This window comes from Ruegeria sp. C2, assembly GCF_056537765.1.
Genome location: NZ_JBQFRZ010000010.1, coordinates 1 through 14452, shown reverse-complemented (window position 1 = coordinate 14452; position 14452 = coordinate 1). Strand labels below are relative to the sequence as shown.

The 14452-nt window shown below is 52.4% G+C and carries 15 protein-coding genes and 1 pseudogene; 1 reads left to right on the top strand and 15 read right to left on the bottom strand.

Annotated features, from left to right (window positions below; translation table 11 throughout):
- Window positions 1-55: 55 nt before the first annotated feature.
- From ACR0IV_RS19350 to ACR0IV_RS19290, 13 genes are all read right to left on the bottom strand, one after another.
- Entirely contained in the window at window positions 56-769 is a 714-nt protein-coding gene (locus ACR0IV_RS19350; RefSeq protein ID WP_480660428.1) for a glycosyltransferase family protein, read from the bottom strand.
- A 91-nt stretch (window positions 770-860) separates the two neighbouring features.
- On the bottom strand, window positions 861-2036 hold the full coding sequence (locus tag ACR0IV_RS19345) for a glycosyltransferase family 4 protein (RefSeq protein ID WP_480660430.1): 1176 nt from the start codon (window positions 2034-2036) through the stop codon (window positions 861-863).
- A gap of 9 nt (window positions 2037-2045) precedes the next feature.
- The gene (locus ACR0IV_RS19340) at window positions 2046-3185 is read right to left on the bottom strand and encodes a glycosyltransferase family 4 protein (protein WP_480660432.1); all 1140 of its coding nucleotides are present in this window, start codon (window positions 3183-3185) and stop codon (window positions 2046-2048) included.
- Window positions 3182-3676 carry a glycosyltransferase gene (locus ACR0IV_RS19335; RefSeq protein ID WP_480660434.1) on the bottom strand — a complete coding sequence of 165 codons (495 nt, stop codon included), beginning with the start codon at window positions 3674-3676 and terminating at the stop codon, window positions 3182-3184. Before ACR0IV_RS19335 ends, ACR0IV_RS19340 begins: the two co-directional genes overlap by 4 nt.
- 129 nt (window positions 3677-3805) lie before the next feature.
- Window positions 3806-4246: a PssD/Cps14F family polysaccharide biosynthesis glycosyltransferase gene (gene pssD, locus ACR0IV_RS19330; RefSeq protein ID WP_480660436.1), complete on the bottom strand. Its 441-nt coding sequence runs from the start codon at window positions 4244-4246 to the stop codon at window positions 3806-3808.
- Window positions 4237-4860: a hypothetical protein gene (locus ACR0IV_RS19325; protein WP_480660438.1), complete on the bottom strand. Its 624-nt coding sequence runs from the start codon at window positions 4858-4860 to the stop codon at window positions 4237-4239. Before ACR0IV_RS19325 ends, pssD begins: the two co-directional genes overlap by 10 nt.
- Window positions 4857-5513 carry a hypothetical protein gene (locus tag ACR0IV_RS19320; RefSeq protein WP_480660440.1) on the bottom strand — a complete coding sequence of 219 codons (657 nt, stop codon included), beginning with the start codon at window positions 5511-5513 and terminating at the stop codon, window positions 4857-4859. Before ACR0IV_RS19320 ends, ACR0IV_RS19325 begins: the two co-directional genes overlap by 4 nt.
- A gap of 303 nt (window positions 5514-5816) precedes the next feature.
- Window positions 5817-7058, bottom strand: coding sequence for an MATE family efflux transporter (locus tag ACR0IV_RS19315; RefSeq protein WP_480660442.1), 1242 nt, complete (start codon window positions 7056-7058; stop codon window positions 5817-5819).
- Window positions 7059-7089: 31 nt separating this feature from the next.
- Window positions 7090-7245, bottom strand: coding sequence for a hypothetical protein (locus tag ACR0IV_RS19310; RefSeq protein ID WP_480660444.1), 156 nt, complete (start codon window positions 7243-7245; stop codon window positions 7090-7092).
- A 154-nt stretch (window positions 7246-7399) separates the two neighbouring features.
- On the bottom strand, window positions 7400-8188 hold the full coding sequence (locus ACR0IV_RS19305; protein WP_480692825.1) for an FkbM family methyltransferase: 789 nt from the start codon (window positions 8186-8188) through the stop codon (window positions 7400-7402).
- Between the two features lie 199 nt (window positions 8189-8387).
- Window positions 8388-9554 (bottom strand): glycosyltransferase family 4 protein, encoded by a 1167-nt coding sequence (locus ACR0IV_RS19300; protein ID WP_480660448.1) that lies wholly within the window; start codon window positions 9552-9554, stop codon window positions 8388-8390.
- On the bottom strand, window positions 9551-10696 hold the full coding sequence (locus tag ACR0IV_RS19295) for a hypothetical protein (RefSeq protein ID WP_480734425.1): 1146 nt from the start codon (window positions 10694-10696) through the stop codon (window positions 9551-9553). Before ACR0IV_RS19295 ends, ACR0IV_RS19300 begins: the two co-directional genes overlap by 4 nt.
- A gap of 301 nt (window positions 10697-10997) precedes the next feature.
- Window positions 10998-11333 (bottom strand): MarR family EPS-associated transcriptional regulator, encoded by a 336-nt coding sequence (locus tag ACR0IV_RS19290; RefSeq protein ID WP_480734430.1) that lies wholly within the window; start codon window positions 11331-11333, stop codon window positions 10998-11000.
- 331 nt (window positions 11334-11664) lie between these two features.
- Here ACR0IV_RS19290 and ACR0IV_RS19285 point away from each other — a divergent pair.
- A pseudogene (locus tag ACR0IV_RS19285) lies at window positions 11665-11751 on the top strand (transposase); the annotation flags it as partial.
- A 286-nt stretch (window positions 11752-12037) separates the two neighbouring features.
- Here ACR0IV_RS19285 and ACR0IV_RS19280 read toward each other — a convergent pair.
- Together ACR0IV_RS19280 and ACR0IV_RS19275 are read right to left on the bottom strand one after the other, a co-directional pair.
- The gene (locus ACR0IV_RS19280) at window positions 12038-12991 is read right to left on the bottom strand and encodes a LuxR family transcriptional regulator (RefSeq protein ID WP_480660452.1); all 954 of its coding nucleotides are present in this window, start codon (window positions 12989-12991) and stop codon (window positions 12038-12040) included.
- A gap of 208 nt (window positions 12992-13199) precedes the next feature.
- The coding region (locus tag ACR0IV_RS19275) for a helix-turn-helix domain-containing protein (RefSeq protein WP_480734424.1) at window positions 13200-14452 on the bottom strand (1253 nt) is incomplete at its 5' end.

Below are 14452 nucleotides of genomic sequence, written 5' to 3'. Positions count from 1 at the left end.
TCCTGAGGCACCCGCGCCTAAAGTGGTGCGCGGGTACTTATCAAATTGTTTGTCATCAAAAGAAAAAAAACCGCATCGTGCTGCGGAGGTGGGAGAGGAAGCTGCGACTTAACAGCTTTCTATTGTCTCGCGCCGCATTGTGGATCATTTGCACATTGCCAAAATATCTGACACGGGCGCCCAGTGCTTCGGCGCGACGGCAAAGGTCGACGTCTTCCATATACATGAAATAGCGGTCATCGAATCCGCCTAGTTTTCTGAAAAGCCCGGCTTTTATGGCCAGAAAGGCACCGGACGCCCAATCCGAGGTTTGAAGCTTTTCAAGCTGACCGGCACTGTAGCGGCTCGGCCCAGACATGCCAACAAACGAAAGCATGAGAAAGAAGAGCCGCGCTCTCGGCCGCACATTATGGTCGAACCTGTCCGTTTTATTGTTCCAGAGCATTGGCGTCGCAAGCTGGGCGCACTCAGCCTCCGCCTGGGATAACAACAGGCGAACCTGCTCGGGTGTGGCGATGATGTCAGGGTTGCAGATGACGAACCAATCATCGGGATCAGGCTGCACGGTTTCGAACGTCTTGTTATGATTGCTCCCGAACCCGGCTTTGCGGAGATTGAGGCTATAGCTGACCTCGTCGGGCACCATGCGATCTCGATCGGGGATGTTTTCGCGGACGAATATTCGGAAATCGTCTGATGCCGCCAATAGGCTGTTTTCCATCAGCATGTGCTGGTGCCCATGCGAAACGATTGAAATGTAGGTCTTCATGTTTCCTCGATATGGAAGGGATCCAGCGGCCGATCCCCCTTCACCAATAGCGCAAGGTCGGCCACCCGTTCGGCAGAACACTCGACAAGGATCACTTGGGCGGCATCCCCAAGTTGACCGCAAGAGCCTGCCACCGCAGTGCGGTCGTTTGCCAGTCGTCAAGATCTTGGTATGCGGCCAGGGCCTTTTCATTCACAGTGGATGGCCTGCTTCCGATCGTGCGCCGCAGGGCATCCGCCAGACTGTCCGGGTCTCCAACAGGGACCGTCTCGCCGAACTTGCCCACAAAGTCGCCTGTCCCATGCGGTTGCGTTGTGATGACGGTTTTTCCCATTGCGGCTGCTTCGTAGACGGCCAGCGGGATTTCGGACGGCACGACAAGGAACGGCATCGCAATCGCCACCGCGTTGTCGATATGCGTTTGCAGGGCCATTGGCTCAAGGGATGACCACACGAAGATCAGCTTGTCGTGCGACCAGCGGCCCTCGACATCGGCCTTGATCTTTTCCATATCCAAATGCGCGTCGGACCTGAACAAACACAGCAATGGCGGCACATCGGGGCTGTCGGCGATCTTCCGATAGGCGTCGAGGAGGACGAAAGCCCCGCGAATGGGCAGTGGGGGGCCCATGAACAGGAAGAAGGGCGCTTTGGCATGGAGTTTAAGGGCCCGCTGTTCTTCACCCCGGGGGGACGCAAGCACCGGATCGCGCCCTGGAGCAATGGTCATCACAGGCTGCGTGATCTGGCGGGCAAGCTTGTCACGAGAGTAGTCCGAGTTGGCGATGACGGCCTGCACGCCGAGATCGTCGAGAGCGCGCCGAACGAGGCGCTTGGGAAACACCGCTTGCGCGATATAGGGGAGCAGACCCGCAAGCGGCATTTTCCCGATGGCGCGACGCAGATGCCTGAGTTCGAAAACGCTTCCGGGCAGGTAGGCGATCCGGACGCCTGCCATTCCAGCCAGCAATTTCCGCATCATCCGGTTGTGCGACCAGCTCACGGGTATGAACATGGCGTCGAAATCGGCATCGCGCACCAAGCCGTGCAGGGTCTCCCGCATGACCGCGATATCTTCGCGTTGGATCGTGATAATTCCATGTTCCGCTTCGTGGCAAATGGGGTGGCTGGTGTCCGCAATCGACAGGACCAAGACCTCATGGCCTTTAGACCGCAGACCCGCCGCAACCTCCAGAACCGTACGCCATGGCATCAAGCGTGTGTTGCGCGCCGTCAATCCGAAACTGGCTATGAGAATCCTTGCCATGCCTCGTGATCACTCTTTGCCGACTAGCTCAAAGATTATCCCTTGTAGCTTTTCTATCATGATACCTGACTGAAAGTTTGCTTCGAACCGTGCACGCGCAGATTGTCCCAACCGCGCCCGTAAATCAGGGGAGCCAATCAATTGGGACATTCGCTCTTCAGCCGCCGCACTATCCAAATCGGCCAGCAGGAACCCTTCTTGCCCATGTCTCACGGATTCTGAGTTGCCCCCAACGTCTGTAACGATTAGAGGCAGGCCCGTGCGCATCGCTTCTAGGATCGCGACCGAGTGGTTCTCCTGTCTTGATGTCATGGCGAAGATGTCCGCTTCGGAGAGAAGATCGGCAATATCGTTGCGGTTTCCAAGGAAATGGGTTCGATCCGAAACGCCAAGGGAGACCGCCAGGGATTTCAGCTCATCTTCCAGCTCGCCGCATCCAACGATTTCCAGCTCTGCCTTTGGATACTTTTGCGCGGCACCTGAAAACGCACGGAGCAGGACGTCGATTCCCTTTGCCTCAGTCAAACGTGAGACCGTGATAATTTTCACGGCATCCTGCTGACCGCGTGCCATACTATGAATTTTGGGTGTGATCAAAGGCGTTCCGGAGGCGATACCGTTGTGCAAGACCCGCAATTTCCCCTCCGGCACCCCATTGCGCTTTAGGACTGCGGCGCTGTGGTTTGATACCGCAATCACAGCATTGGCGTGACGCTGGAAAAACCTCCTCTCCAGACGATCGAATGCGGCGGCCTTGACGCGCTCTACCATGGTGCGGGGAAAATATGAGCCGTGATAGGTCGACACGATGGGCAGGTTGTCCGGCAAGAGCCCGCGCAGGAGATAGCCCAGGATGGTCGCGTTGAACCCGTTAAGAAAAACGATGTCTGACCCGTTTACCTGAATATGCCGTGCCGTCTCACGTGCTGCGCGAAAGAGCTGTGAAGTTCCGTGTGAAACGATGTTGAACGAGGTGCACGCCTTCGGTGTTTTTTTGGGCCCCATGGTCGGCGGGCGCACGATCACCACATGCGAACGCAGGCCCTCCGGCAAAAATTCGTCCGCCAGAAGGTAACTGTCCAGAACACTGTCGACACCGCCGCCGAGATACCCCCAGATGACATGCGAGACGCGAATGACATCGCTCATTTTGGCAACGTTCCATTTTTCTTTAGGTGGTCGAGGATTGCCTGTGCAACCGCTTGACCAAATGGCTGTACTTGGCCGCCCCACTCTTCGGTATTGGTGGACATGGCCTGCGCAATGGCCACGGCAAATTCGGGATAGGTTCGGGCGCTCAACGCCTGGCCACTGGCCGTCAGGTGACGCACCAGTTCAACCTGATCATCAATAGATTCCGCCAAATCCTGCGATCTTGGTACCAGGACCAGCGGCCGACCAAAGGTCAGCGCATCAAGGCTGCTACCATAGCCGCCTTGCGCCACCACAACATCAGCTTTCGCCATCAGATCGAGAATACCCTGATAAGACGTGTAATCGAAGGTCTGGCACCCCTCAGGCGCGCGGGACGATCCATGTTGAACCACGATCTGGTGGCCCTCTTCTCGAGCCAGCGTTTCGAGAAATTCGACCAGTCGCTCGAACGGGTATGGGTTGGTGCCGAAAAGCGCGAGGATCATGGAGTTACGTCCAAATCATGATCGAACAGCGAAGCTCAATTGGCGGGATTGGGCCGGGATCACAGCTGACAGACAGCACTCTGCGCATGGTTTGCCTGCACCTGCCCAAAAAATGTCTTCGGCAAAGGGTCAAAGAATGCTGGCCACGACCGCTTTAGGATAGAAGGACCGCAAGGTCTCATTCTGAACGATGAACAACGAACTGAAAGGATATAGGATCCGGCCTGTCATGGAGGGCGTCGAGATCCGCGCCCCGGTCTCCACGTAAATGCAAACCGCGCCTGCCATCTTCGCCAACAGAAAAAATGGCACGGTCATCCCTGCGCCAGTCGAAATCACCACATCGGGCTTGTGGTGCCGGACATAGCGAAACGCTTGGCCTAGGTTCTGAAGAAACCCGAAAACCGACCGATGTGGATCGCGGATCGGCACGAATGAAATATCACTCCCAATGTTGCGCTGCGCCGCGCTTGTTTCCGTGATGACCGCGCTCAGCGTCGGCAGATACCGTGCGATGGTGACCAGTTCGGTTAAATGACCGCCGCCAGAAGATATACCGATTAAGCGCACAGCTTGAGAACCTCCTTCGCGCTTTCGTTCGGCGACATCCGGTCCGTACGAACCCCGGACACGGAATAGAGCCGCCGCAGGAGCGTATAGATCCGCACCTTGTTGGGATAGGACTTGTCCCAGACGATATCTGGTCTGCGCTTCTCGACGACGTCTTGAGAGCAGATCAGGAACACGCAAAAATTCCGGGCTTGATGTGGTTTGAGTATGGGGTGGAACAGCCAAAGAACAAATCGGGTTTGTTTGGTCGAAAGGACCAGATCGGCCACAATATCGAACAAAAAGCGGTCTATGATGGTGACATCGCAAGGTTTCACGCGATCAATGATCCACCACTTGGGCAAAATGAATACCGCGCAGTCAAACCATGCCAGACAGATATAGAAATGTGACCACGGGGCCCTGTAGTCATGGTATCCAAGCGGCCCGATGGGGGTCTGCTCATAATAGCTGAACCCAAAAAGCCGTGCGATCAGGTTGAAAGCGCGCGCCAGAACAAAACCAAATCGACGCCAGCTCACATGCACTGGTTTGCTCTCGCTCAACTCGGCGGAAAGCGCTTTGATGATGGAAGACTTCCCGCTTCCGTCGGGTCCGCTAAGAACGATTTTCATCGGAGCGCCGCGTTCTTCTCGAGCGCAACGATTGGATCTTGCGAGTCAGGGTATTTCGTACACATGTCTTGCGATGAAAACAGCAATGCAGGAGTTTCATCCTCTCGCATTCTGTCCAGAAACTCAGATTCGGTGAAGCAGTATACGTCGATCGGAATAAAATTCAGATTGGCCCATATCCGGATGTAGGTCGCGTAGCAGTATGCCAAGAGTGACGGAAGTACTCCAGGGCGGTGTTGAAATCTCACATCTAGATCCGACGTTGATTTCATTTTATGTCGGCTGAAGCTGCCGTATATCAGGATGTCAATTATGCCAAAGCGCGGCGCGGTGGTTTGCATTTTGGTTAGAGCGTTGCGCACTTTTTCGCGGGTGAGCCCGACATCGGAGACAACGTAGCGCATCATCACGGGAAGTTGTCCATTAGTCACGAAATTGAGCGCGTGCCCAACAATAAGTGCAAGCAGGATTTGCAGGCCAGCAAGGTTCAAAAGCAGCGCCGCAATCATGGTAAGGCTGATCTTGAACCAGCGCTCGCCGGGCGTCATGTAGCGCATACCCTGAAAGATGAAATACGAGAGCACCGTAATCATCGGAAGGTTACTTGCAGTATTACCGTTCTGGTATTTCCGTTTTGCCATCTCGTCCTTCATTCTGATTTCTGAGCCACTCGCGCCGAAACACGTGCTTCCGTACAGTGAAATATATGGAGAAATCGGTACCCACAGCCGCTGAAAGCGAGTGATTGTCTGGTTCGAAACTGACATCGATACCCAGCTTTGCACGAGCACACTTGCTGTGGGTTTCAGCACAGACCCCTCGATGATCGCCAAAGTTGCGCAGAGTTAACAAGATGAGGTTCCGAAGGGCAATATGCTCAGATTTCAATAGAGTATACGGATTTGCTCAATTAACTTTGTTACCTGGCAAAGATCATTCGCCTCGTGCCGACTTGTCTAAAACGTTTGGTTTTTCATCTTTACCACCAATACACAGACTTTTGCGGCAATATCGGCGAATGCATAGCCGAGAAGAGACAAGCCCACGCCTAGCAATCCGTGAGACGGTGCGAATGCTAACAAAACACACAGGTATGGTGGCAGAAGAACCGTGTGTATGCGGGTGATATAGTTCTCACGACCACTCATGAACAAGGTATCATTCACAGAAGCTGCTGAACCCTGCAAAGCTCGGGTTGTGATGACCACAACATAGGTCCACTGTGCCTCGGGTGGGAAGCTGGTGTCGAAGATCGTGCCGATAAATGGTAGCATTGCCATCAATATGGCCCACAAGGCTGCAGCCAACAAAATGCTAGCAAAAGTAAAGGTGCGCATTTGGCGCCAGATTTTGGGCAACGGCATTCCACGAAATTTGGCGACGAAATTCTTCATGTAGATGCTGAGGATTGAGATTGGCATTAGAACCAGTCCAGCCATGCGCGTGATTATCGCGTAAAGGGCGGCGTCTACGGGACGAAGGAAAAAGCCCACCACTAACCCGTCGGCCAATGATTGTATCGCTTGGAGTATTGATGTGGTGTAAAAGGAACGGGCTTCAACAACGCTACTGCCAATAGAATCGTGCGATCCAAGGTCCTCCGTGACGCCCGGTGGAGGCCTGTTCACATATATGGTCGTCAGGGCCAGCGTAACAACTGATGCGAAAAGGAACGCGAAAGACAAGCCGAGCGCTGACCCGCGGAATACAATTGCTGCCAGAATCAGAGCTATTGGATTGATGATTTCGAACAATACGAGCGCGAGGTTCACCCGACCGGACCCACGAAGGACAAATATTTGGTTCCAACTGATTGCATAAACGGGCGCTGCAACGACAAGAACAGCAAACGCCCAGGCCACCTCGCGGGCATAGAAATTCCACACGATGGCTTGGGCAACCAGGGCTGATGCCAAGCCGGGGAGCGCCAAGAACCGGCTGATCCGCAGAAGGTGAGTGTAGCTTTTACAATCCCTAGATGCTGCTTCCCGCTGTACGAGATGCTCCAATCCAAGTTGCGCAAAGACCATCGTGAGGCCGAACACACCCAGCGCAATTGTATAGACCCCGAAAAGCTCGGAGCCAAAAAGGCGCACGAGAACGATGATCTGAACCGATTTGAGCGCAATGGCCACTCCGCGCACACTGAGCGATGCGATAATTGGATTGCCAACAAGTTGCTTCGGAGAAACGGTCACAATGGTCAGCTTCGCGGAGCGGGAAACGGCTTCATTTGGCTCTGTTTTCTTCCGACACGCCGGTCTGGAAGCCGAATTCGGCAAAATCCCGAGCGTAGATTTCGTCGATCATCGGGACGATTTCGTCATGTTCCAGTAGAGCGCGATAAAGGCCTGTGTTGTTCGTACTCTTGTTCAGATGCTGCAACGTAACGTCTTTCTTTACTGGGAATCGGGCGCGAATGCACTCTTCTAATCTGGAGAGGCCGGTCGTGGAGAAAATGTCGTCGACCAGCCGCCGCCCCTCTTCGTCGAAAACCGCGTCGCTTGATCAGACTACGTCACCCAATTTCCGGCGTAGCTTACTCTTGTGACGTTGCCACAAAATTGGTAGCCACAAAATTGGTGGGACCGTTGGCCCGCGACGCGATTTCTCGAGCGCTCTGGTGGTCAATTTCAACAAGGGACCCATCTGGTGCAATATTCCAAATGCGCCACCTTTGATCTGTAAGTGATTGGAGAAAAGTTGTGACCCCGCAAAATTTGTCAACTTCTTCATAAACAATTGTAATGTGTAAATCATACACAAGATTTCCCAATCCCTTAATTGCATCGATCTCCGCGCCTTCAACATCGAGTTTAATCAAAAACGGTCGATTTGTAGGCAGGTCACTTAATACGTTTCGTAAGTCAGTCGTTCGAACGTCCGTAGACCTTGCGTTTTTGAACTTCTTGATTCCCGAAATAGAGGCTCCGGCGTGATTTCGCCCCGATGTTTCAAAGCTAAGAAGATCATCATGTGAAGATGAGATGGCGCGGTTGATGAGGCGTGGGTGCCTATCGTTTAGTTCAACATTGCGTTTCAGTTGTTCAAATGTTTTTGGTGACGCCTCAATTGAAATGCAATCACCATCATCAAGGTGGCCAAGCGCGAAAAGTGTCCAAAATCCGTAATTTGCTCCGCAGTCTACAAAAATAGGATTCTGATCAAGTTGGCGCCGTAAAAATGCTTCTACTTCCGGCTCGTAGATGAAGTTTTTTGCAAGCAAGAGATTCCAGTACGGGTCAAATAATTCAAACGAAAAATCGAAGTTGTGGATCCGTCGGGTCACAATCTGCTGGCCCACAATTCTTGAAATTACATTGTTCAAGCGTCCATACCCTCGGTAGGGGTGGAGAGCATATGAATGGGCAAGTAGTGTCGCTAACTTCTGTAGCATTTTTGCTTTTTCTTCTCATAGAGTGAAGGGTTGATAGTGGGCTTGAGAGGGTGTTGGTCCGTTTAATTCATGTTGAGTTGCCAGTTTTTCAAGCTGTAAGTCTCGCCTCTCAATCTCGAAAAAGCAGTGATTAATTCTTCAATCTAGGTGTTGGCGTGAACCCAAGCTCTTCGTAAATGGCAAGATACGCATCGGCGACCCTGGAGGGGGAGCACCGTTCTAGAGTCTCGTGAGCGGCTGTTGCAATTTCCTTCTTGGTAGACCCCCAATCCAAAACTTCAGTGATGGCTTCAGCTAATTTGTTTGCATCTGGCAGGACAATCCTGCCTGTGCGCCCGTCGTCAATAACGCTGGTGACGTCTCCAACGGGCGTGCTGACAACCGGGATGCCGCAGGATAACGCTTCTTTGACAACTGTTGGCGAGGCTTCATGATGTGATGTCAATAGCAGCACTTTTGCCCCGGAAATCGCGTCCGCTACTGACAATGGCGAGACCTGACCCAACTTGGTCACGCTGGTCGCATTGTCCATCTGCTCGATCCAGCGCTCCAGTTGGTCGCTCAGCTCGCCGTCTCCTGCGATTGCGAGCCGAGCGTTAGAGTTGCGTCTGGCAACAATATTCCATGCCTCTAGCAGAAGGGGGAGGTTCTTGACCGCGGCCAAACGCCCGACGAACAAGCAAACGGGATGATTGCCCAGACGGTCGGTAAAATAGCTGCTGTCCTTTGGCCGGAACTCCGAGAGGTCGACCATAGACGGTATGATTCTGATCTCGGAAGACAACACTCGGTCTCCATGACGTGTTTGGAACTGGTCATGGACATCCGTACTTACCGCCACTATCCGATCAACACGAGACAACAGCCAGCCCTCTATGGCTTTGAACAGGGGGAAAACTATGCGCGATAACGTTGGGCCGTAGCGTTCTGGGAACACGGTGAAAGTTCGCCCATGCAGGGTGGCGAGGCACTTGATCGAACGACCGAGAAACGGCAGCGCAAAATATAAGCGATGAACGTGCACCACGGCATCCCGCGAGCCGATATAGCGCCACCTTGCCCAGGCACACTTCATCATAAAAAGGAGCGTATTCTCGGTACTTTTAGCCACTGGGATGTAGCGGATATTGCCGCGCGTTTCCGCTTTGCCGCCAGCACCGAAAAATACTAACTGGCTGCCATTCTCCTCAATCGCCGACACCAATTGTCGAACATAGCGGACGCCACCACCTTGCCCTTCTACGAATGGATTGGTCTGGTAGACAAAAACCAGCATTGGGTCTTGCTTGAATGTCATGAAGTCCCAAAGCTCGAGGAATGGCTGGGGCGTGACTTTTGAAGACGTACGATGGTCGGGCCGATGGTCTGCAGTGTCTGTCGGTTCACATGATGCAATACTATCGAAAGTATCAAGAATACTGGCGACAGAACCATGTTGGTGTGAAGTGCGGAAAGAAAGAATAGTAGTATGTAACTATCGAACTGAGTTCGAACTAGCAGCAACACCATCAAAAAGAGGTATAGACTTACGCCAACGAAGCCCGTGTCATAGACTAGATATAGAAGGTCAAGATGCGGGAATTCTACTCCCTGATTGGCAAGCGTCTTGATGCCATTGAGCCCTTCCGCACCCAACAGCAATGAGAGAAGACTGGGTTCTGAGGAAATCCAGTTCATGATCACGAGTTGAGCTTCTAGCCTCCCGCTGGAAAAGGCGTTTAAATCCCAATCACTACCTATTTGGAATCGATGAAAAAACGAAACGTTTTCCAGAAGATTAGGGTTAAGGACGACGATGAATACCGCCGCGGCGGCTAAAGCCAATAGCTTAAATAAAGACCGCATCCGAAAGAGATTTTTCACAACGAGAATGATAACCAATGAGAGGAAAACACCTCGCGATTGGGTCAAAAGAATTGTCCACAAAGGAACAACTGCCAGCCCGCAAAACGCAAAAAGATGGAGCCGCCGTTGAGCAAGCATGGATGTGAGATAGATGAGCAAAGTGGCGGCCATCAGCGCGTAAGTCGTGCCTGAGCCGAAACCCTTAGATCTTCCAGTTAATGAGTCACTTGGAGAAAAGGTCAAATTGAAATAAATATGTAAAAAGAGTTGAAAGGCTAAAACAACTATGGCGGTGCGAGCGAGTGTTTGTTGATTGCGGGTTCGGAGATCGGTGCCCGCGAGTGTGGTCATTAGCACAAACAGCGGAATGCTTGGGTTTGTTATTAATGACGTAGGATCGGAAAAATTGAAAAGCACAATAGATAACAGCGCGATCGCGGACAAGCAGACTACTTCAATTGAAACAGCTTTGATACGGAACAGCAGAAAGAATGAAGCGATGCCCAGAATAAGTTGTAATGGAAGCGTATTGCCGCCGCCAATGAAGTAGCTCAGATTGATAATCCCTGCATTCAGGGCGATGCCGGCAATCAACGCTATCAACCACCGATTTAGCGCGTATGATGTCACTGACCCGGACCCTTTCTCACAAAATTCAGGATGACACAGTTAGGTGGCATCTGAAATTCGGGCTAAACATGCGCCGATTTGGTCGCGCAGCGCTATGGATAAACCTGACCTCGAGATAGAATTAGAACAACCACCAGAGGTCTCACGCACTTTGAGAAAGGTATTGCAAAAACCGATCGGCTTTCGTGCTCCGGATCTTGTGTAGTAGTGCTCTGGCACCCGCGGGGTCTCGCCTGCGTAGTGCGTAGGATGTTGAAAAATAGAATTAATCAATCGATTGCCTGCTCTTTTTTAGGTCATCTCGAAGCTGTTCGATTTCCTCCTTGAGAGCCGCATATTCAGCCAGCTTGCGTTTCAAAAATCTGCCGGTGGTCAGTGATTTTTCTTTGATACCTTTCGGGGTTAGCACGTAAGCGTATCGCCGCTTATCTTCTGCTGCTGTGAAATTTCCGAGTTTCACCAATCCCTTCTCAATCAGGGCATTCAGCACGTAGTGCATGCCACCGACACTTACTCCAACGGTAGCCGCGAGTTCACGCTGTGACATCTCAGGGTTTTCTTGCAGAAGACGAAGCACTCGAAAATGCGTGTCTTCCTGCAGCTTGGTACGCTTGCTGGTAATTTTGAGATTTTCTCAGGCTACCGCACAAGGTCTGCCCGCTGGGCGCCTTGTTGGATGCAACGTTGATGATGAGGATAGGTTCAACATCGTTCAACTTCGAGCGGTAGCAAATGCTGCGCAAGCGAACAAGAGGAAAATTCAGAGATTCAAGTGGTTTTTCTCATTCCTACCACAGAGGTCGATTTATGGATTAGGCGCAGATCTTAGCGGAGCCTTGCCCTGGTGAAAGGCTTCTTGGGCTTGACCTGCCCCCCCGATACTTCCCTCGATCAGATGTAGAGTTTGCTCAACCTTGTAAAGGAGCAAACGAATGCGAAAGAGCCGTTTCACGGAAGCCCAGATTATTGGGATGATAAAAGAACAGGAAGCCGGGATGCCGACGGCAGAGGTGTGCCGTATCTGACGCTGTGCCAAGTCTAGTATGTTTGCTGCAAAATCGACGTTCAGAAGACCTTCATCGACCTGCACCAAAACTCTCACGCGGTTTAGCTCGCGCTCTCTAATAACCATCCATCCCATGTCGCTCACACTCATTGATAATCAAAGGTAGATCGACATTCCTGAACTGCACATGGGTGACATTTTAACTTTGCCGCTTCACCGCTACACTTCATAAGTGAAATTATGTGAAGTCCGCACATCCGCACTTATTAATAGAGCGAAGAGGGCTTCGCCGACCTGGTTCACAGAAATCTGATCCATAGGGCATGATCGCATGAGCCTCCGACCACTTCGGCAATTTCTGCTGGGTTTAGGCCAAAGTCCACTACCAGATCTTCGACCTGAACCGATTGGAAGCTATCGAGGCTTCGTACAAGCCGGCTTTCTTCGAATGCGATCAATTCGTGAGATCTACCAGACCAACGGACGATCCCGCCGCAGAGTGTCTGGTGTTCCATATCGACCAGTTCTGCCACGGGATCGGCAAAAAAATCGCTCCACTTGAGAAATCCAGTACTGACTGCACGCGCAACCGCCTGTTCGATCGTCCGGCTCTTCAGCTTGGTCGTAATCGAAGATATCAGCGCATCCACTGTTCTGGAGGACTTGCCCGTTTGCCGGGCAATGACAGACGGCATCAAACCCGACGCGAGCATCTTCAGAACATCCAGCTCGTCACCTGACAGGGAATCCGAGGGGAAGTTGAAGACGGTTTCAATGACGTCCAGCGCAAGCAGGTGCAATACCTGGGCTTCGTGGCGCAGGGCAGGGAGCATTGTCGCGATCAGTGCCTCCCATTCGGCGCGAGGTGCATTGGATGTGACGGTAAAAACGCCGCGCTCACCAAAAGGATTGATGACTGGAATAGTCAGGCCGTTGCGACCAACGCCAAACCGTCTGGCTGCCTCAAAAAGCGCTGCATAGTCGGATTGGTTTTCGAATGCTGTCCAATCAATCGGAGCGATCATAGTGGCACCGAACCGGATTAGGGGATCGGCCAGGATCAGGTCGTTTTCGACATAGTGTCTGGTCCATTCAGCTGGAAACGTGGTGCAGCCGTGAACGATGTTTTGCGATTTATCGATATGGGCGTAAGAGGCGTTTTCAAATCCAAACCTGTGGCAAATCTCCTGAAGGCGTGCCTCCCCGGTTTGCCTGAAATCTAGCTCAGAGCCGCCAATATCTGCGATTTTCATTGATCGTCTTTCTGTTCCGCGTTGCCGTCGGGGCCGCATAGCAACCTAAAGCTGAACAAACTACTCGGGATTTCCCGTAGCCAATCACACATACGAATACAGTTCTGTTCTGGATGCGGAAACAGAGCGGAAACCTGCCGATGAGACACATGAAATTGAGAAGCTGGCAGCGCATAAGCCGACACGGCTAAATCCGGTTCTTGTGGTCTTACGGAAGCCCGTCTTTCTCCTCTCTTGCTCTTCGCGCCAACAACCCCATGAAGCTGGAAATCAGGTTCAGCTCTCCTTGTTCATCAGCTTTCACCATGCCGCGCAGATATCCGCCCGGATTAACCACTGACGGCAGCCGTGGATCGCTCAGCCTTGCGTCTGTGATCAATCCAGCCAGGATCGCGCCCATGAGAGTCATTCGATTGATAGCCTCATGCCAGGCGGAGATATTGGTGCCGATCTGCGACAATCGCGACCAAATGCCGGTTTCAATCGCGTAGAGTGTGGGGCTGGGGTTCTGATCGCCACCTCCTGCGATATCGATATGCATGCGTAGTTCAGGCGATGCTAATTCGTACAGAATACGGTTATTCACCCTAGGCAGCTTTTGGGTTTTGTGCGCCGCCGCATCCGTCGGATAATTGCTTTCTAAGCAATGCGCAGGGCCATCAGGCCCGGAGCCAGAACAATGTGGTTCCGAGGCGTCAGCCGAGGACATTAACCTCTCGCCATCGGTGTTACAGGACAGAATTTTTTCTTCAATTTGATCTTGTATATGAGACCCGAAACAAGCTTCGGGCCCACCCGAAATTTCACCGGGTTTAGCGACATGCTCTTCGATGTTTTCCCAAAGGTTATGAGCGGCCTGAACATGCGACCTGAGCCGATCCAGGGACATGTATTTCAGCTTGTCAGCACGCGGCCAGGACCGAAACTCATCCATCATATCTTCGGCGCTTTCAGGTGGGCAGGGGAGTAAAAGCAGCATTGTCAGGCTGTGTTTTACATATCGGTAAAGGCGCGACCGATCTCCGCGCAGCGCGTCATGTTTCTTCTTCTCAGCCCTGATCTGCGCTTGAGCGTCGAGCATCTCGGGCAGAATGTTGAGGGCAGGGGTCAGATAGAGCCCAAGCCCTTTGCGCTTGCATCGCGCCCCATTGGCGCTAAGCCTGCGCTCGATTAGGCCAATGGCTTCCAGTTCGCGTTCGTGGTTGTGGATCGTCCGATCTGTCAAACCGCGCCCAGCAATCAGCGTTTCCTGACGGGCATAGCAAAAAGGTTCTTGAGATGGGTCGCGAAACGCGGATGGAGAGATCATGTCGATGATGATTTCAATGGTGCGAATACACTGCGCCGATGCACCTCTGATCTGTGCGTAGCTGGTCTTCCCCCACTGAAGTGGTCCTCCGCTATGTTTAGGAAAACGGAGGAAACACATGGCAAACAAACGACCGAAGCCAGAGGAGATTG